Genomic DNA, 17,550 nt, shown 5'->3' with positions numbered 1-17,550 from the left:
GCAACTACCTACCGTATAAAGCGTCTGTCTAGAAGGAAATCTCCTTTCTAGACAGACTGTATTTAACGTGTGTGTATATGATTTACTTTCTAAAAACGAGCAGCATCTGCTCACCATTTACCGTAACGGGTAGCTGTAGGGTTTGGTTGTTGTCATTCAATTGAATGCCCGAATCCTGGCGCTGTCCGTCGCTGATCATGTAGTACTTCCCATCCGTTTTTTCCCACGTAGCCGACTGTGACTGCTGCTGGCAGTTGCTACTACCCTGTTGTGCGGGAACCGAGACCGTCAGGAGAAGATTATTTTCGGTTATCTCAAACCGCGTATCACGGTAGCAAGCCAGCTCGGTGACGTCGGCGGTTTGGCCCCCAGCCTGCAAGGCTCTTAGCTTCCAGACACCCACCAAAGGGTCTTGCTCGGGTTGTACAGAATCCTTGTCTTTACAGGAAAAAGAAAGTCCCAGGATGGTCAAGAACAATACTAAGCGGTACGTTTTCATGATCGTTTCAGTTTTGTTGATGAAAAAAAGACTAACACGCGTCCGGGTACAGCCGAGGTAGCAGCTTCGTTCGCGTTTTTGTCTGGGGCAAAATTCGGGGGCTTTGCGGAGGTACACAATCCACGAAAACCAGGAATTTGGCAAAAAGAGGGCCTTGGAGATCTGGGTAAGCAGTGGCAAGTGGCCGAAGACCGAGAAGGTACCTTGAAGAAAAAGTACGCCAAAAGCGGGTAGGGGAGGCTCTTAACCGCTTTTTTGTTAAAGTATCTTCCCGTGGAATTGAAGGTACTTTACGCGTTTACTCACACACTCACATTACTTTGCACGAATGATGCGCTTCTTGGCCGCGTAGCGGTCTAATGTTTATAGAGAGTTCTTTTATTGTAGATGAATCTGGCGTGCCTTTTGGTACGCAAGAATACCGGTAGCCCAAGTACCCAAGGCCACGCGGCCGGATGTTGGTGGACTTTTCAGCTATAAACATTGCGTGCCCACGGCACTTCATCCGTTTCCTAATTAGGGCAAAAAATCTTCTAATCTGTGCTAGCTTTAAGCACAGGCTTTTCACATAATCCCCTGCCGTTTCAGCTCTGACTGAAAGTACCTCAGGTACTTGTACACGCTGATTTTTTCGAGGTGCGTACCGTCGGTCGTGAAGTAGTCGTCGCAGGGCGGCATTTCGATTATAGGGTACCCCAGCGGCTCCAAAGCCGCCTTGATCTTGGTGCGTAGCTGCACGGGCTGGGCCACGTTGCAGAGGGCGGGGTCTACGGGTACTTCAAAGAAAATCACCTGGGTACCTTGCTTCCGAAAGTAGTCCGCAAAGCCTTTCAGTTTCTCGATCTGGTCGTCGATGGCGTAGTCGGGCAGCGGGTTGCTCTGGTTGGTCACCTGGATGTCGCGCATGGCCTGGTAGCTCTCTTCGGCGCGTTCGAGGCCCGTCACGGGTGGGGCCGGGCGCAGGTCCGGGTTGCCGTCCAGGGCCAGCGGCAGGCGAGCCAGCACACCCATGGGTTGGTTGCGTTCGCGCAATGAGTAAAGTACCCGCTTGAGGGGGTACATCACCGGCGAAAACAGCGACGCCTGCAGGTCTTTGTCTTCGTTGCGCATCAGCACGTTCATTTCTACGAAAAGGCGCTTGGGCCGGTACCCCATGTTTTGCAGGATCAGCATCCCGTCGAAAATGGATTGCCCACCGAACGACAAATTATAAAAACTGGGCGGCAGGCTGTCCTTAGGTACCTTGGACGTGATGCGGTTGCCGATGGAGGAACCCACCATGATGTTGTCGTAGGGCTCGGTGGCGTAGATGAAGTCGTGCGCCCGCACCACACTACTTTGGGGCGCGTTCTGGCCCGTCGACCACCAGGCATCGACCCGCCGCATCAGCAGTTCGTAACCTACCAGTAAGACCAGCGCCGTAAGCAAGGATTTTTTTAGCATGATAAAAAAGTACGTAAAAGCGGCTATATGTTTGGCGGAAAAGTACCTAAAACTGGAAGTAAATGAAGTCGGTACCGATACCGCTGTTGGTCAAGATAAAAAAGAGCATCAGGGCATAGAGGTACGGCTCGCTGCGCACGATGATGGCATCGCCACGACCACTGTTGCTGCGGTTGGCCTTGTAGAGGTAGTAGAAATGGTACAACACCACGGGCGTGGAATACAGCGCCACGTACACCACAATGGCCATGTAGGAGGGCATACTGACGTTGCGGGTGATGGCCTGGAGGTACTTGATGACGTGCGCAAAATCCGTAAGCTTGAACAGCAGCCAGGCCAGCGTCACGAAGCTGAACACCACCACGCCCGACACGATGCGTCGGAAAAGCGACGGCTGCCCCGCCGTCGGAAAGCGATCGTTCCAGAAGCGCTCCAGCGCCAGCGCTACCCCGTGAAAAGTACCCCACACGGCGTAGCTCCAGGCCGCCCCGTGCCAGAGCCCGCCCAGGATCATCGTGACCATGAGGTTGAAGTAGGTACGGCCCTGGCCCTTGCGGTTGCCACCCAGCGGAATGTACAGGTACTCTTTCAGGAACGTAGAAAGCGAAATATGCCAGCGCCGCCAAAACTCCGAAAACGAGCTGGAGATGTAGGGGAAGTTGAAGTTTTGCATGAGCCGGTACCCAAAAAGCCCCGCCACGCCGATGGCAATGAGCGAGTAGCCCGCGAAGTCGGCGAAGATCTGGATGGAGTACCCAAAGAGCAGCACGATGAGCACAAACGACGAGTGGCTCTCGAAGTAGGGGTACTGGATCCAGAAGGTGTGGTGGTTGAGCTGGTCGGCGATGACCATCTTCAGAAAGTACCCCGTCACGAGCGCCTTGTAGCAGTAAGTCCAGTCGATCTGCCGAAGGTACTTTTCCTTGATCTGGGGAATGAAATCGTGGGCTTTCAGGATGGGCCCCGCCACCAGGTGCGGGAAGAACGCCACAAAAAAGGTGGTATTACGGGCGTGGGTAAAAACCGACTTGGCCACCAGGCTGCGGTACTCGGGGATGTTGCGGCCCCGGTAGGCATCCACCACCAGGCTGATCCCCTCAAACGTAAAAAACGAAATCCCGATGGGCAACGGAATGTAGGCCAGAAACTCGCCCACGCTGTTGCCCTCCGGAAAAAAAGTACGGCCAAAGAGGGGGCTGTACTTGAAAAAAGCCAGTATAAGTAAATTGATCACCACACCCACGGTAGCGTAGAGCTTCCGGCGGCGCTCCTGCCCGTGTACCACCAGGTAGCTGGTAGTGACGTTGATAATCACCGATATAATAAACAGCAACAGGAGTTTGGGGTTGGTGTAGCCGTAAAAAAACAGACTGGCGGCAATCAGGAGCTGGACTTGTAGGAAACGAAAAAAAGGAAGGTAATAAAGAGCCAAAGTCACCAGGACCAAAGCGACAAATTCGAGACTATTGAATAACATATCCTACAAGAGTGGTTAGAAAAGGAGGTGTTTCTGGTTTATGGATTAAATACTTTGCCGATATTCGCTCCCCAGGCGACTTTCCATGACCCGACGAATGACCCCAAAAGTAGAAACTCCTAACGTATCAGCAAAAATACAATGATAATAGATGCCCACCAGCATTTCTGGGTGTACGATCCCGTGCGCGACGCCTGGATCACCCCCGAGATGCAGGCTATTCAGCGCGATTTCCTGCCCCAGGACCTCCTGCCGGTGCTGAAAGCCAGCGGCATAGACGGCTGCGTGGCCGTTCAGGCCGACCAATCCGAGCAAGAAACGGACTTTTTAGTGCAGCTGGCCGAGGCCCACGACTTCGTGAAAGGCGTGGTAGGCTGGGTGGATCTGCGGGCCGACAACCTATACGACCGGCTCAGTTTTTATTCCCAATTTGAAAAACTCAAGGGTTTTCGCCACGTGGTGCAGGCCGAGCCGGACGACTTCCTGCGGCGCGACGATTTTATCCGGGGCGTGCAGCAGCTGGCGGCTTTTGATTTTACGTACGACATCCTGATCTACCCCAGCCAGCTCGAAGCCGCGGGGTACTTTGTGGGCCAGCTCCCCGAGCACCTTCCTTTGGTTCTGGATCACATCGCGAAGCCTTACATCAAAACCGGCGACCTCGAAGCCTGGGCCCAAGGCATAAAGTACCTGGCCAAGTACCCTCAGGTCCATTGCAAGCTCTCCGGCCTGGTGACCGAGGCCGACTGGAACCGCTGGAAAGCCGCCGATTTCCGGCCCTACCTGGACGTGGTCGTGGAGGCCTTTGGTACGGATCGGCTTATGTTCGGGTCGGACTGGCCGGTATGCCTGGTGGCGGCTTCCTATCCCGAAATCAAGGCGATCCTGGACGACTACCTCGCGGCCTTTTCTGAGGGAGAGCGCCGGAAAATCTACGGCGACAATGCCGTACGCTTTTACCAATTGAATGACTAAAAATTGCCCCAATCCTGAAAGTAGGGGTACTTTCGGCGCAGTTTTTGATCCGAATCAGGTACCTTGCATCATTCTTCCCATAGCCTATTTATAAAAGAATTAATGGACTTAAAACTAAACGAAAAAGTAATTATTGTTACGGGCGGAGCCAAGGGAATCGGGGCAGCCATTGTGCGCGGTTTGGCGGCGGAAGGTGCCATCCCGGTTGTTTTTGACCTGGACGAAGACGCCGCCTGGACTTTGGTGAGCGAACTACCCTCCGGCTACCACCTCTCCTTTGACCTCATGGACCTGGACTTTTGCCACAAGGCCGTCAACACGGTGCTGAAGAAATTCGGGCGCATCGACGGGCTCGTCAATAACGCCGGCACCAACGACGGCGTCGGGCTGCTGGAGGGCAATCCGGTCGCGTTTCAGAAGTCGCTGGAAAGAAACCTTTACCACTACTACAACCTCACGCACTTTATTGCTCCCGAGCTCAAAAGTACCCAAGGGGCCATTGTGAACATTGCTTCCAAAACCGCCCTGACGGGGCAGGGAGGTACTTCGGGCTACGTCGCGGCCAAGGGGGGGATTTTGTCGCTCACCCGCGAGTGGGCGGTGGAGCTGCTTCCTTATAATATCCGGGTCAACGCCGTAATTCCGGCAGAAGTCATGACGCCCATGTACGAAAACTGGCTCAAGACCTTTCCCGACCCTGCCGCGCAGCAGCAACTCATTGAAGGACGGGTACCCCTGCAAAGACGCATGACCACCCCGCAGGAAATTGCCGATACGGTCATTTTTCTACTTTCGGCCCGCGCCTCCCATACCACGGGCCAGTGGCTGTTTGTGGACGGCGGCTATACCCACCTCGACCGCTCCCTCTAGTTTTTGGGCGGTGCCCAGGTACCTGGGGCGCGTTAAAAATTCAGAAGTAACCCTTTATTCCTTTTTTTACCATTCTATTCTTACATTTACCCTCTATGGCACAAATACCCTCTTCGGCGAAGGCATCCCTCAAAAATGCACCGGGCTCGGGGCGCAGCTACTTACTACCGCTCATCCTGGTCACGAGCCTGTTTTTTCTGTGGGGACTGGCCAACTCCCTCAACGGCTCGCTCATCAAGCAGTTCCAGATTGCCCTGGACCTGAACCGCTTTCAGGCGGGCGTGGTGGATCTGGCCTTTTACATGGGGTACTTTTTCTTTGCGCTGCCCGCGGGGTACTTTATGCGTCGGTACGGGTACAAGAAAGGCATTCTGCTGGGGCTGCTCCTCTACGCAGGCGGCGCTTTTCTGTTTTATCCGGCGGCTTCGGTGCGGGTATACGGCTTCTTCCTGTTTGCGCTTTTCATGATCGCCAGCGGGCTGGCTTTTCTGGAAACCGCCGCCAACCTGTACGTAACCGTGCTCGGTGACCCCGAAAAAGCCGAGTGGCGGATTAACTTCTCGCAGTCGTTCAACGGCATCAGCATCATTCTGGGGCCCATCATTGGGGCACTGTTTATTTTTTCTCAAACCGAATATACGCCCGAAATGCTGGCGGCCCTGCCCGCGGCCGAAGCGGATCAGATCCGCGTGCAGGAGGCCCTTTCCGTCCAGGGACCGTACCTGTTTATCGGGGCGTTGGTCCTTTTTGTGGCGGTCCTTTTTGCGCTGACGCGCATGCCCGAGCCCGAGGTAGTTGATGAAGTGGGGGCGTCCGAGAAAAATATTTCCATCTTGTCGCTTTTCCGGCATCGCCACCTGCGGTTGGGTATTTTGGCGCAGTTTCTCAACGTAGGTGCGCAAACCGTGCTGTGGGGGTACTTTGTGGACTTCAAGCTGGACTTTGCCCGCGAAATGCACTGGGCGCTGGCCGAAGGCTATATGAACCTGATCAACTCCATCACCGGTACCAGCAGCGAAGCCCTGAGCTCCACCCAAATCGCCGGCTTCCACGCGTCGTTCGCGCTAGTACTTTTCATGTTGGGGCGCTTCATAGGTACCTCACTCATGACGCGCTTCTCGTCCAGCCAGGTACTTACCTGGTACGCCGTCAGTGCCACGGTGCTGGTCCTGATCGGGATGGCGACGGGCGGCCTCACGGCGGTGATCTGCCTGAGCCTTACGTACTTCTGCCAGTCCATCATGTTCCCGACGATTTTTGCCCTGGCTACCAAAGGCCTGGGAGCGGAGTCGAAGCTGGCTTCGTCGCTGGTGATCATGGCCATTGTGGGCGGGGCGTTCATGCCGCTGATCGCCGGGGCTTTGTTCAAGTCCGGCCCGGCTTTTGCGCTCATCGTACCTATGGTGTGTTTTGCGTACGTGGCCTACTACGCCGCGCGCGGGTACCGTATTCAAGCCTAGCTACCGCCTATGAAACGCTACTGCTTAGCCCTAGACCTGGTCGATGACCCCGCGATGATGGCCGAATACGAGGCGCACCACCAGGCCATCTGGCCCGACATTGCCGCTAGTATCACCGGTTCGGGTATTCTCCAAATGGAGATCTACCGGCTCGGCAACCGGCTGTTCATGATCATGGACACGCAGGATGATTTTAGCTTTGAACTGAAGGCCCAAATGGACGCCGCCAACCCCACCGTGCAGGAGTGGGAGGGCCTGATGTGGAAGTACCAGCAGGCGCTTCCAATGGCTCAGCCGGGCGAAAAATGGGTACTTATGAAAAAAATATTTGATTTGCAGGAGAGTAAATGACAGTGTCCCAACCGTAACCCGCTACTTTTGAAAAAGGTACTTGTGCTCTTCGTACTGGGGGTTTGTTTGGTCGTGATTACGGCCTCTCAGCCTCGGCGCGCGGTCGAGATCCGGATACTTAGTTTCAATATCCAGCACGGGGAAGACGACCAGGGCGCGTCTAACCTGCGCACGGTATTGCGGGTCATTCAGGAAAACGAGCCGCACCTGGTGGCTCTGCAGGCCATCGACAGCGTGGGTAACGAAGACCGGGTCCGTTTTCAGCTCCGGCAGCTAGCTGCCCAAACGGGCATGTACTACGCCTACGGAGCGGCCGACGGACAAGACGCCGCCAGTCAGGGTATTGGTATTCTGTCGCGCTGGCCGTTTGAAAAGACCCAGAAGCTGAGTCTTCCGCACTCGCCGGGGGCCGACCCCAGGGTACTTTTGTGCGGGCTGATCCGGTACTCGCGCTGGTTTACCTTTCGGTTTTGCAACGCGCGGCTGGAGTACGCCTCCGTGTTCGACCGGGCCTTGCAGGCGGCCTTTATCAACCGGGCGCTGGGCGAGAGCGTGCAGCCGGTTTTTCTGGCCATGGACATGGGGGCCCGGCCCAACGAGCAGCCCTATTTTTCCTTCCAGACGAAGTGGCAGGACGCCGCCAAGGGCTCGTTGCTACCCACCTGGACGGAAGGGATTTCCGGCGACCGGCTGGACTATATTATGGTTTTAGAAAACAAACGTGTGCAGATAAAAAATTATAAAGTAATACGAAACTACCCGCAGGCGTCGGATCATTTCCCGATCATGGCCACCATCGAAGTGTGGTAGTTTTTTAATAATACATTTTAGCGCTGCTATACTGATTTTAGCTTTGAAAGTAGGACTATTTATCCCTTGCTACGTAGACCAATTCTACCCTCAGGTAGGAGTGGCTACACTGGAGTTGCTCGAGAAGCTGGGCTGTGAAGTGGAATACCCCCTCAACCAGACCTGCTGCGGACAGCCCATGGCCAACTCGGGCTTTGAGCACCTGGCCGACTCCTGCAATACCCTTTTTCTGAATGGTTTTTCGGACTACGAGTACATCGTTTCGCCGTCGGGTAGTTGCGTGCTGCACCTGCGGGATCATCTGCACGTAGAAGGCCGGGAAGAAGCGTCTGACCAGCTGCGGGTGCGGGTGTACGAGCTGGTGGAATTCCTGACCGATGTACTGAAAGTCACCAATCTCAAGGCCCGCTTCCCGCACCGGGTGGGGCTGCACCAGAGCTGCCACGGGCAGCGGGGGCTGCACCTCTCCCAGATGTCGGAGCTGAACGCCCCTTTCTTTTCCAAGCCCCGCCAGCTGCTGGATCAGGTAGAAGGCCTGGAGCTGGTACCGCTGGCCCGGCCCGACGAATGCTGTGGCTTCGGGGGTACTTTCTGCGTGAGCGAGGAGGCCGTGTCCGTAAAAATGGGCAAGGATCGCGTAGCCGACCACGAGCAGCACGGGGCGGAGTACATTACCGCCGCCGACATGAGTTGCCTCATGCACCTGGAAGGAATCCTCAAACGAAAGCATTCAACCGTACAGGTGAAGCACATCGCCGAAATCCTGAACCAGGCCTAAAAAAAGGGAAGGTACCTAGCCTCGTAGGTACCTTCCCTATACAAAGTTTCACGGAGATCAGAATCTGAGAAGCAAGGCGTCGGTCGTTAGTTTTTGGCTGCTACGATGCGACGCGTTTGCGTCATGATGTCAAACGACTGGCTGTACTTCTCGTTACCGTCCGTGATCTCGAAGGTATAGGTACCATCCAGAAGGGGCGAGAGGTCGAAGTATTTGAGGTAGTTGGTCGACACATTTTTATTTTCCGAAAACAACACGCGCTGCTCCGCATCAACAATTCGAACGGACAATCTGTTTGTTTTGGGATTTGTATATGATACTCGGAATTGCATGGGCTTCATCTGCAACACGTGCAGGTCGGAGGTGGCCTTGGCTACCGGGCTCTCTGCGGATGTTTCGGACGACACCTGCGCCGTTGCTTCCAAAGCAAGGCCGGTGGTCAGGGCGCTCATCAGCGCGGCTAGAGTAAGAATGTTTTTTGTTTTCATGTGAGTTTAAATTTAAGAGTTTCTAAAAAAAGTTACATAGAACCAATTTTCAGACTCAGGACTCTCGTTTGAAAAACTTTGCGATTCAAAGGTATAACATATTGCAATACAGAAAAATACCCAAATGTTGTTTTGTTAACAAGTTGTTTATAAAACAAATGGCAACCTTTGAATAATTCAATGATTGTTAACAAGTCCATGAAGATTGTTCAAAAAGTACCATTACCTATTTGTGAAGAAACCCATGAAACCAACCGAACTAGACCACGCCGGGGCCTCCGAGGTATTTAACCAGGACGAACCCTACGTCAATTGGCACGACGAAACCCTGTGGTTTGTGCGGCAAAAACGGGATAAGGCGGCTTTTAAACTACCCGAATGGGAGGCGCTGCGTGAGCGGGCGTCCCAGATCAAAAGCTACGGACTATCGCACATGGACGAGCTGCTGGAGGAGTTTGAGCGCAATGCCATCCGGAACGGCATTCAGGTACATTGGGCCGCTGACGCCGCCGAGCACAACCAGATCGTGCTGGAGCTGTTGCGAAAGCACCAGATCACGCACATGGTGAAGAGCAAGTCCATGCTCACCGAAGAGTGCCACCTCAACGAGTACCTAACCGGCAACGGCATCGAGGTCATTGATACCGACCTGGGCGAGCGGATCGTGCAGCTGCGGCAGGAGCCGCCCAGCCACATTGTGTTGCCCGCCATTCACCTCAAGAAAAAGGACATTGGGGATCTGTTCCATGAGCACCTGGGTACCGAGGCCGGCGCTACTGACCCACAGTACCTCACGGAGGCCGCTCGCCAGCACCTGCGCGAGAAGTTTCTAACCCGAAGGGCCGCACTGACGGGCGTTAACTTTGCGATTGCCGAAACGGGCGGCTTTGTGGTGTGTACCAACGAGGGCAACGCCGACATGGGAGCCCACCTGGCCGACGTCCACATTGCCTCCATGGGTTTTGAGAAGATCATCCCTAAAGCCAAAGACCTGGGGGTATTTCTGCGGTTGTTGGCGCGCAGCGCCACCGGGCAGTCCGTCACGACCTACAGCAGCCACTTTCAGCGCCCCCGGCAGGATCGGGATAGTAAGCCGCAGGAGATGCACATCATCATCGTGGATAACGGGCGAAGTACCCAGCTGGGCCGCGCCGACTTCCGTAACTCGCTGAAGTGCATCCGCTGCGGAGCCTGCATGAACACCTGCCCCGTGTACCGCCGCAGCGGCGGGCATAGCTACCACAACGCTGTGGCCGGGCCCATTGGGTCTATTTTAGCCCCCAACCTCGACATGCGCAAGCACGCCGACCTGCCCTTTGCCAGTACTTTGTGCGGGAGCTGTTCCAACGTGTGTCCGGTCAAGATCGACATCCACGATCAGCTGTACAAATGGCGGCAGGTACTGGCTAAGGAAGGCCACGTGCCAGCCTCCAAGAACATGGGCATGAAAGTAATGACTACGGTACTTTCCCGGCCGCGCTTTTATCAATGGTCGGGCAAGGTGGGCCGGGCTGTGATGCGGGCGTTGCCCGCTACGGTAAGCAACTCTTTGAATCCCTGGTACAAGCAGCGGGAAATGCCGCAGCCGCCCACGGAGAGTTTCCGGGAGTGGTACCTGCGCAACCGAAAAAAATAAAAACTACATCCTGATCAACCCCAACTCCCTATTTATCATGAAAGGAACAATCTTTTTACTTAGCTTTTTTACCTTCATAAGTACCCTGGCTATGGGCCAGGCAGCGGAAGAAAAACAGGTACTTGCCAGCCTGGACCGCTGGAAAAACGCCCTCTTTGCCAAAGACGAAGGTACTTTGAAAAGTGTACTGGCCGACGAGCTCACCTACGGGCATTCCAGCGGGGTGATCGAAACCAAGGCCGATTTTATTCACTCGATCACCAGCGGGAAGTCCGCTTACTACGAACTGGAATTGACCGACATGCAGGTGACGCTGGTAGGTGCTACTGCCCTGGTACGCCACAAAATGACCGGTGATATCGTAGACAACGGAAACCGCGTGAAGCCCAACCTGGGGGTACTTCAAGTGTGGGTTAAAAAGAAAGCGGGCTGGCAGATGGTGGCTCGGCAGGCTTTTAAGCTATAAAGTACAATGGATTCGAGAAAAAAAATACTTGATCAGATCAAAGCCAACAAACCGCAGCCCCTGCCGTCCCCGGCCGAGGAACGGTTTGATGCCAGGTACGCCGACCTGGCCGAGACTTTTGGCGAGATGGTGAACACGGCCGGGGGCGTGGCGGTACTGACAAGTACCTGGTCGGACATAAAATCGCATCTGTTTGCCACTTTTGGACAACTGACCAACCGCGCAACGACTATTCCGTTCCTGGCCGACTGGGCGGATTTTAGCCTGAATGTTTCTGATCCGCACGAGCTGGAAATGATCAACGTGGCGGTGATCGAGGCCGACTTTGGCGTGGCCGAAAACGGCGCGGTGTGGGTGTCAGAAAAGCACCTGACGCACCGGGTACTTCCGTTCATTGCGCAGTACCTGGCCGTGGTTATCCCCAAGCACGCTTTGGTAGATACCATGCACGACGCCTACGAGCGCGTGAACATTCAGGATACGGGCTGGGGGTGCTTCATCGCGGGGCCTTCCAAAACGGCCGATATAGAGCAATCGCTGGTCATCGGAGCGCACGGAGCGCGCGGTCTTACGGTATTTCTGCTCGATGAGCAACCCAACCCAGCTTTGTAAATGACCGTAATTAAGCTGCGGCCTTACCGCCGGGAAGACGCCGAAAACCTGGTTCGGTACGCCAACAATCCGGGCGTAACCCGGGGCGTTCGGGATTCGTTTCCCTCTCCCTATACCTCGGCTGACGCCCAGGTGTGGATTGCGCAGTGCCTGGAGGAGCCCGCGGCGAGCAGGCAGCTCAACCGCGCCATTACCCTGGCCGATGAGCTGATTGGGGGGATTGGCGTGATCCCCAATGGCGACGTATTTCGGTACAGCGCCGAGGTAGGCTACTGGCTGGGGGAGCCCTTTTGGGGGCAGGGGTACGCTTCTGACGCCTTGCGGCAAATCACCGCCCTGGCGTTTGCTCAAACCGACCTACATCGCCTTTACGCGGGGGTGTTTGCTTTCAACCAGGCCTCCATGCGCGTGCTGGAAAAAGCCGGTTACCACCGGGAAGCCATTCATCAAAGCGCCGTATACAAAGAGGGGCAGTTTTGGGACGAACACTTGTTCGTGAAGTTTAGGGGCTGAAACGATGCATCCCACGGCTTCTTTCGTTTACTTTGCAGCCTATCTTTTACCTTTAGTTGCGTATGCCAAAAATAATTGTGGCCCTCGATGGCTTTTCCAGCTGCGGCAAAAGTACCACTGCCAAGCTGGTAGCCCGACAGCTCCATTACGCCTACATCGATACGGGTGCCATGTACCGCGCCGTGACACTTTACTTTTATAACCACCACCTATCGCTGACCAATCCCCGGGATGTAGAGAAAGCGCTGCGGGAAATCCAGATCACCTTTCGGTACCAGCCCGAAACCGCCACCAACGAAACCTACCTCAACGGCCTGAACGTAGAGAACGAGATCCGAAAAATGTACATATCCGAGCGAGTGAGTGAGGTGAGTGCGGTGGTGGAAGTACGGCAGGCTATGGTGGCTCAGCAACAGCGCATGGGCCGCAGCAAGGGCGTCGTGTTGGATGGCCGTGACGTTGGCACGGTGGTTTTTCCGGAAGCCGAGCTTAAAATATTCATGACCGCCGACCCGCTGATCCGGGCGCGGCGGCGGCAGGATGAACTCCTGGCCAAGGGCGAGCTGGTAGGGCTGGAAGAAATCATGCAGAATCTACAGAAGCGCGATTACATCGACACCCACCGCACGGAAGGCCCCCTGCGCCAGGCCGAAGACGCCCTGCTGCTGGACAACTCCTTCATGACCGTCGATGAGCAGGTGGAAATGGTGGTGAGGCTTGCCGACGAGCGGATTGGGCGTGCTCTGCGTGGCAGCGGCCCGAGGGGTACTTCTACTGAGCAAGCAGGTACTTAACAAACAGCGCGCATGATTGACTACCTCGTGGTTGGGCAAGGGCTGGCGGGAACTACCCTGGCGTGGCATTTGCTCGCAAAGGAAAAGACGATTTTGATCCTGAACGACTCGTCGCGGCCTTCGGCTTCGGGAGTAGCCGCGGGTATTTTCAATCCACTCACGGGTAAAAAACTCGTCAAGACTTGGCTGGCCGATGAGCTGTTTCCCTACGCAACGGAATTTTATACCCAACTGGAACAAACCTTGGGTACGCCGCTGCTGCATCCGCTCAACATCTACCGGCCCTACCGCTCCCTTCAGGAACAAAATACCTACCTGGCCCAAACGGCCGAGCCGGGTATCCAGAGGTACCTAGCCCCGTCGGCCCCGGAAGATCCCGCCCTCCACGCACAGATTCAGGCACCCTACGGCGGGTTGGAAGTAACGCAGTCGGGCTGGGTGGATCTGCCGTCGTTGCTGGAAAAAAGCCGGGCGTACTTTCAGCGCGCAGGGTGTTATCAGGAAGGTACTTTTGACAGCCAGGAGCTAGCGATTCAGGACGAGTACGTGGAATGGAACGGCCTCCGGGCCCGGCAAGTGGTACTTTGCCAGGGTTTTGATGCACGCGAAAGTACCCTATTTGACTGGCTGCCTTTCGAGCCCGTCAAAGGGCAATTGCTGGACGTGCGGCTGGAAGGGTACCCTTTGCCCCACATCGTCAACCAGGGAATATTCATTTTGCCCACGAGTAACGGACAGCACAAAGTAGGGGCAACCTACTCCTGGCACGATTTGGATTGGTCTACCACGGAGGAGGGGCGCAGGTACCTGGAAGAAAAGCTTCGGCCGTTGCTCAAGGTACCTTATGAGGTACTTGGCCAGCGGGCGGGGATTCGCCCGGCTACCCAGGATCGGCGGCCTTTTGTGGGTACTCACCCTCGCTACCCGCGCGTTGGGATATTTAATGGATTGGGCACCAAGGGGGTTACCCTGGCACCCTATTTTGCCAACCAGCTTACCGAGCATTTTGAAAACAGGAAAGATTTAAATTTGTTAGTGAATATTGGTAGGTATTTTTCGTTATATTACCGTTAAAGAAAGCCAGTGTACCCAATGAAGTTACTTTTCCTATATAAAGCGGCGCTTGCTGCCGTCTTTTTTGTGATCTTACTACCGGGGCAAACGGCTCATGCCCAGCGCTATCCGTCGCAGGAGCGATTCGGTAAAAACCGGGTACAGTACCGGACCTTCGACTGGAAAGTACTGAAAAGCTCCAATTTCGAAATCTACCACTACCAGGGCGGCACCAACCTGGCGCGCCTGGCGGCGCAGTTTGCCGAGAGCGAGTTTGACCGCATCACGGAGGTACTTGGCTATACGCCCTACAACCGCATCAAGATTTTTCTCTATAACTCGCCGGGCGAGCTCATGCAGAGCAACATGGGGCTGGCTACCTTTGGCGATCTGGACGATCAGGAGCTGGATCTGGCGCAGTCCAGGCTGGAAATTGCGTTCACCGGTGATCAGCTCAGCTTTCGCAAAGAGCTCGTCAAAGAAATTTCGCTGCTTTTTGTGTACGATATGCTCTACGGCGGAAATCTCAAAGACGCCCTCCAGAGCTCCCTGCTTCTGACCCTGCCCGAATGGTTCATGCAGGGTATTGCGGCTTACATTGCCGAAGGCTGGACGCCCGAGCTGAGTGACTACATGCGCGATCTTTCCAACAAGCGCCAGCTGAAAAAGCCCGGACTCCTGACGGGGGCCGACGCAACGCTGGTGGGGCAGTCCATCTGGAACTACATCGCCGAGCGCTACGGGCGGGACAATATTTCCAATATCCTGAACCTCACCCGGATCATCCGGACCGAACAAACGAGTATTACCAGCACGCTGGGCATCCCTTCCTACACGCGCTTCCTGCGCGACTGGCGCGAATACTACGTGAATGTCAGCAAGCAGGCCGCCCAGCACTACCGGGAGCCTTCACCTACCTGGCAGTACCGCCTGCACGAGGCCAATACGCCCGGCAGCAATGCCATCATCAAAATTTCGTCGGATAAAAAATGGCTCGCCATCAGTGAGCTGTACAAGGAAAGGTACCGCGTTCAGATTTTTAATAACGAAACCGGCCGCCGCATGGTCATCCGGCAGGGGACGGTCGTTACCAACAATTCCCGTACCCAGGGTCTGATTCCGCTGATCGGCTGGACGCGGAACAATGCCCTGGCCGTGCTGGTAGAAGAAGGAGGACGGCCCAACTTTTTCCTCTACGAAAACCTGGACACCAAGAAACCGAAAATACGCCTGAAACGTACCATTCGGGGGCTGGATCAGATCGTAGACATGGATATTTCCGAAGACGGTACCATGCTGGCCGTCAGTGCCGACAAGGGCGGGCAAAACGATCTGTACATGGTCAGCGTAGCGCGGGCGTCAGCAATACAACTCACCAACGATCTGTACGACGACCTCACACCTCGCTTTGTGGCGGGTTCGGCGCGGCGGATTGCCTTTGCCTCCAACCGCCCCACCGACTCCCTGGGTACGGACAAAGGTACCTACAAAACCATCCAGGCTTCTTTGAGTATATTTGAGCACGACGGCTCACCCCGCGCTGCCACCGTAGGTCGATTGGTCGATTCACTGGGCACGATCATGCGGCCTATCTACGTCGACGAAGCGGCCGTGTACTTTCTTTCCGATGTCAAAGGGATCAGTAATCTCTTTAAGTTCGACCGTACTACCGGCACCACCGCTCAGCTTACCGACTACCTTTACAGTCTTAAAAATGCCGATCTTAAGATCGGGTCGGGGGGGAGCCTGGCGTACATACGGCTGAACGATGGCAACCTGATGGCTTCCTACCAGGATCGTCTGGACCTGAACGCTTCCTTGTCTACGCCCGGCCTGGGCTCCTCTGCCCGAAGCAACGCGGGTGTCGCGGCTCCCAATGCGGGCCAGCCCAATGCCGAGCAGCCTGATACCACGCAGGAGTCGGCCCGCCAGACGGAGATCACCCTCAAAGAAGGAGAGGTGGATACGGATAACTACCAGTTCGACCCTGATATGCTGAAAGCATTCGAGAACCGGCAGCGCCGGGGTACTTTGTCCAGTGTGCCCAGCCTTACCCCTAAGCCCCGTCGCCGCGAAAATATCGCCATCCGGGGGCCGTACGATTACAAAGGGCTTTTTGTGGCCAACGACGCCACCTCCGACTGGCGCATCGATCCCATCCGGGGCTTTGGGTACGCGCAGTCCATCTCCATGAACGATCTGCTCGAGAACCACGTCCTCAAGGCGGGCTTCTTTGTGTCGACCAATTTTCGGAATAACGACCTCTACGCCGAATACAACAACTACAAGTACCGGGTCGACTTTGGAGCCAGGGTAGACCGTCGTAGCCTGTTCTTTGATGTAGAGGGCGCCGCCCAAAAGTACCGTTTCAACCAGGTTTCGCTTTCGGCGTCTTATCCTTTGTCTACCACCACCCGCTTTACCGTTACACCTACCTATACCCTCACGCGGCTGGTTGATGTATACTTGCTGGCCGAGCCAGATCATTCGTCGCAGTACGGGGGGATCAACAGTGAGTTTGTCTTTGACAATTCGCGCGTCAACGGCATGAACATGATCGAAGGTACCCGCTTTAAAGTACGCTACGAAAACTACATGGGCATTTCCCGCGCTTCTGATAGCTTCAACCGGATCAGTGTGGACCTGAGGCGCTACCAGAAAATACACCGGGATCTGATCCTGGCGGCCCGCCTGGCTTTTAGCCATTCGGGGGGCCGTGCCCCCAAGCAAAACATCATGGGAGGGATGGAAAATTGGATTTTAAACCGGAAGGATGCTCCTAATACAACGAATCCCCTGGCCTTTGGGCCTGGCATCGACAACCGGGACATTTTCTTTGCCGAGTTTGCTACCAACCTGCGAGGCTTCAACCTCAACCGCCTGGCCGGTACCAGCTACGTACTGGCCAATGCAGAGCTTAGGATCCCCCTGATCAAGTACATCTACCGGGGGCCCATTACCTCCAACTTTCTCCGTAATTTCCAGGTCATCGGTTTTACGGACATCGGTACCGCCTGGACCGGCCGCGGGCCCTTCAGCCAGGAGAATAGCCTAAACACGGAAATCGTGGGCGGAGGCTCGGAACCGTTCCGGGCTTCGGTTACGAACTTCCGGAACCCCTACCTGATGGGCTATGGCGTCGGTGCCCGCACCATGCTGTTCGGATTTTACGTGAAGTTTGACTACGCCTGGGGAGTTGATAACGGAATCACGAACAAAGCCATTCCGTACGTAACGCTGGGCTACGATTTTTAAAGAACATAGAGCATTTCAATAAAAAAGCCCCAATGTAGCTACTACATTGGGGCTTTTTTATTGAAAAAAT

The 17,550-nt window shown here is 55.2% G+C and carries 17 protein-coding genes; 13 read left to right on the top strand and 4 right to left on the bottom strand.

What is annotated here, in order from left to right:
• Positions 1–82: 82 nt before the first annotated feature.
• The 3 genes from HNQ92_RS21720 to HNQ92_RS21710 all read right to left on the bottom strand — a co-directional run bounded on the left by HNQ92_RS21720 (position 83) and on the right by HNQ92_RS21710 (position 3,419).
• Positions 83–499 (bottom strand): lipocalin family protein, encoded by a 417-nt coding sequence (locus tag HNQ92_RS21720; protein WP_184177292.1) that lies wholly within the window; start codon positions 497–499, stop codon positions 83–85.
• A 564-nt stretch (positions 500–1,063) separates the two neighbouring features.
• Complete coding sequence (locus tag HNQ92_RS21715; protein ID WP_184177290.1) at positions 1,064–1,942, bottom strand: hypothetical protein; 879 nt, start codon at positions 1,940–1,942, stop codon at positions 1,064–1,066.
• 46 nt (positions 1,943–1,988) lie between these two features.
• Positions 1,989–3,419: an MBOAT family O-acyltransferase gene (locus tag HNQ92_RS21710; RefSeq protein ID WP_184177288.1), complete on the bottom strand. Its 1,431-nt coding sequence runs from the start codon at positions 3,417–3,419 to the stop codon at positions 1,989–1,991.
• A gap of 141 nt (positions 3,420–3,560) precedes the next feature.
• Here HNQ92_RS21710 and HNQ92_RS21705 point away from each other — a divergent pair, with 141 nt between their 5' ends.
• From HNQ92_RS21705 to HNQ92_RS21680, 6 genes are all read left to right on the top strand, one after another.
• Positions 3,561–4,394 (top strand): amidohydrolase family protein, encoded by an 834-nt coding sequence (locus tag HNQ92_RS21705; protein WP_184177286.1) that lies wholly within the window; start codon positions 3,561–3,563, stop codon positions 4,392–4,394.
• A 102-nt stretch (positions 4,395–4,496) separates the two neighbouring features.
• Positions 4,497–5,264: an L-fucose dehydrogenase gene (locus HNQ92_RS21700; protein WP_184177284.1), complete on the top strand. Its 768-nt coding sequence runs from the start codon at positions 4,497–4,499 to the stop codon at positions 5,262–5,264.
• 95 nt (positions 5,265–5,359) lie between these two features.
• Positions 5,360–6,724: an L-fucose:H+ symporter permease gene (fucP, locus tag HNQ92_RS21695; protein ID WP_184177282.1), complete on the top strand. Its 1,365-nt coding sequence runs from the start codon at positions 5,360–5,362 to the stop codon at positions 6,722–6,724.
• A gap of 9 nt (positions 6,725–6,733) precedes the next feature.
• A complete protein-coding gene (locus HNQ92_RS21690; protein ID WP_184177280.1) occupies positions 6,734–7,075 on the top strand; it encodes an L-rhamnose mutarotase in 342 nt (113 codons plus the stop codon).
• A 27-nt stretch (positions 7,076–7,102) separates the two neighbouring features.
• Positions 7,103–7,885 carry an endonuclease/exonuclease/phosphatase family protein gene (locus HNQ92_RS21685; protein ID WP_246440610.1) on the top strand — a complete coding sequence of 261 codons (783 nt, stop codon included), beginning with the start codon at positions 7,103–7,105 and terminating at the stop codon, positions 7,883–7,885.
• Between the two features lie 43 nt (positions 7,886–7,928).
• A complete protein-coding gene (locus HNQ92_RS21680; protein ID WP_184177278.1) occupies positions 7,929–8,663 on the top strand; it encodes a (Fe-S)-binding protein in 735 nt (244 codons plus the stop codon).
• An 86-nt stretch (positions 8,664–8,749) separates the two neighbouring features.
• On the opposite strand, the gene HNQ92_RS21675 is transcribed toward HNQ92_RS21680, so the two are convergent.
• Positions 8,750–9,151 (bottom strand): T9SS type A sorting domain-containing protein, encoded by a 402-nt coding sequence (locus HNQ92_RS21675; protein ID WP_184177276.1) that lies wholly within the window; start codon positions 9,149–9,151, stop codon positions 8,750–8,752.
• A 244-nt stretch (positions 9,152–9,395) separates the two neighbouring features.
• On the opposite strand from HNQ92_RS21675, the gene HNQ92_RS21670 reads away from it, so the two are divergent.
• The 7 genes from HNQ92_RS21670 to HNQ92_RS21640 all read left to right on the top strand — a co-directional run bounded on the left by HNQ92_RS21670 (position 9,396) and on the right by HNQ92_RS21640 (position 17,480).
• A complete protein-coding gene (locus tag HNQ92_RS21670; protein ID WP_184177274.1) occupies positions 9,396–10,787 on the top strand; it encodes a lactate utilization protein B in 1,392 nt (463 codons plus the stop codon).
• A 37-nt stretch (positions 10,788–10,824) separates the two neighbouring features.
• Positions 10,825–11,253: a nuclear transport factor 2 family protein gene (locus tag HNQ92_RS21665; RefSeq protein ID WP_184177272.1), complete on the top strand. Its 429-nt coding sequence runs from the start codon at positions 10,825–10,827 to the stop codon at positions 11,251–11,253.
• Positions 11,254–11,259: 6 nt separating this feature from the next.
• Complete coding sequence (locus HNQ92_RS21660) at positions 11,260–11,865, top strand: LutC/YkgG family protein (RefSeq protein ID WP_184177270.1); 606 nt, start codon at positions 11,260–11,262, stop codon at positions 11,863–11,865.
• Positions 11,866–12,378 (top strand): GNAT family N-acetyltransferase, encoded by a 513-nt coding sequence (locus HNQ92_RS21655; protein WP_184177268.1) that lies wholly within the window; start codon positions 11,866–11,868, stop codon positions 12,376–12,378.
• 62 nt (positions 12,379–12,440) lie between these two features.
• A complete protein-coding gene (gene cmk, locus HNQ92_RS21650; RefSeq protein WP_184177266.1) occupies positions 12,441–13,172 on the top strand; it encodes a (d)CMP kinase in 732 nt (243 codons plus the stop codon).
• 12 nt (positions 13,173–13,184) lie between these two features.
• Complete coding sequence (locus tag HNQ92_RS21645) at positions 13,185–14,246, top strand: NAD(P)/FAD-dependent oxidoreductase (protein WP_184177264.1); 1,062 nt, start codon at positions 13,185–13,187, stop codon at positions 14,244–14,246.
• Between the two features lie 18 nt (positions 14,247–14,264).
• Positions 14,265–17,480 carry a hypothetical protein gene (locus HNQ92_RS21640; protein WP_221307517.1) on the top strand — a complete coding sequence of 1,072 codons (3,216 nt, stop codon included), beginning with the start codon at positions 14,265–14,267 and terminating at the stop codon, positions 17,478–17,480.
• Positions 17,481–17,550 lie beyond the last annotated feature (70 nt).

Origin of the sequence: Rhabdobacter roseus (genome assembly GCF_014202275.1) — a bacterium.
GTDB classification, from domain to species: Bacteria; Bacteroidota; Bacteroidia; order Cytophagales; family Spirosomataceae; genus Rhabdobacter; species Rhabdobacter roseus.
This window is presented reverse-complemented; position numbering and strand designations above follow the sequence as displayed.

Bases quoted from the DNA above. Each gene is read 5' to 3' on its own strand.
- HNQ92_RS21710 (WP_184177288.1), bottom strand. From the start codon at position 3,419: ATGTTATTCAATAGTCTCGAATTTGTCGCTTTGGTCCTGGTGACTTTG.
- fucP (WP_184177282.1), top strand. From the start codon at position 5,360: ATGGCACAAATACCCTCTTCGGCGAAGGCATCCCTCAAAAATGCACCG.
- HNQ92_RS21665 (WP_184177272.1), top strand. From the start codon at position 10,825: ATGAAAGGAACAATCTTTTTACTTAGCTTTTTTACCTTCATAAGTACC.
- cmk (WP_184177266.1), top strand. From the start codon at position 12,441: ATGCCAAAAATAATTGTGGCCCTCGATGGCTTTTCCAGCTGCGGCAAA.
- HNQ92_RS21705 (WP_184177286.1), top strand. From the start codon at position 3,561: ATGATAATAGATGCCCACCAGCATTTCTGGGTGTACGATCCCGTGCGC.
- HNQ92_RS21700 (WP_184177284.1), top strand. From the start codon at position 4,497: ATGGACTTAAAACTAAACGAAAAAGTAATTATTGTTACGGGCGGAGCC.
- HNQ92_RS21720 (WP_184177292.1), bottom strand. From the start codon at position 499: ATGAAAACGTACCGCTTAGTATTGTTCTTGACCATCCTGGGACTTTCT.
- HNQ92_RS21675 (WP_184177276.1), bottom strand. From the start codon at position 9,151: ATGAAAACAAAAAACATTCTTACTCTAGCCGCGCTGATGAGCGCCCTG.
- HNQ92_RS21640 (WP_221307517.1), top strand. From the start codon at position 14,265: ATGAAGTTACTTTTCCTATATAAAGCGGCGCTTGCTGCCGTCTTTTTT.
- HNQ92_RS21655 (WP_184177268.1), top strand. From the start codon at position 11,866: ATGACCGTAATTAAGCTGCGGCCTTACCGCCGGGAAGACGCCGAAAAC.
- HNQ92_RS21660 (WP_184177270.1), top strand. From the start codon at position 11,260: ATGGATTCGAGAAAAAAAATACTTGATCAGATCAAAGCCAACAAACCG.
- HNQ92_RS21645 (WP_184177264.1), top strand. From the start codon at position 13,185: ATGATTGACTACCTCGTGGTTGGGCAAGGGCTGGCGGGAACTACCCTG.
- HNQ92_RS21715 (WP_184177290.1), bottom strand. From the start codon at position 1,942: ATGCTAAAAAAATCCTTGCTTACGGCGCTGGTCTTACTGGTAGGTTAC.
- HNQ92_RS21690 (WP_184177280.1), top strand. From the start codon at position 6,734: ATGAAACGCTACTGCTTAGCCCTAGACCTGGTCGATGACCCCGCGATG.
- HNQ92_RS21670 (WP_184177274.1), top strand. From the start codon at position 9,396: ATGAAACCAACCGAACTAGACCACGCCGGGGCCTCCGAGGTATTTAAC.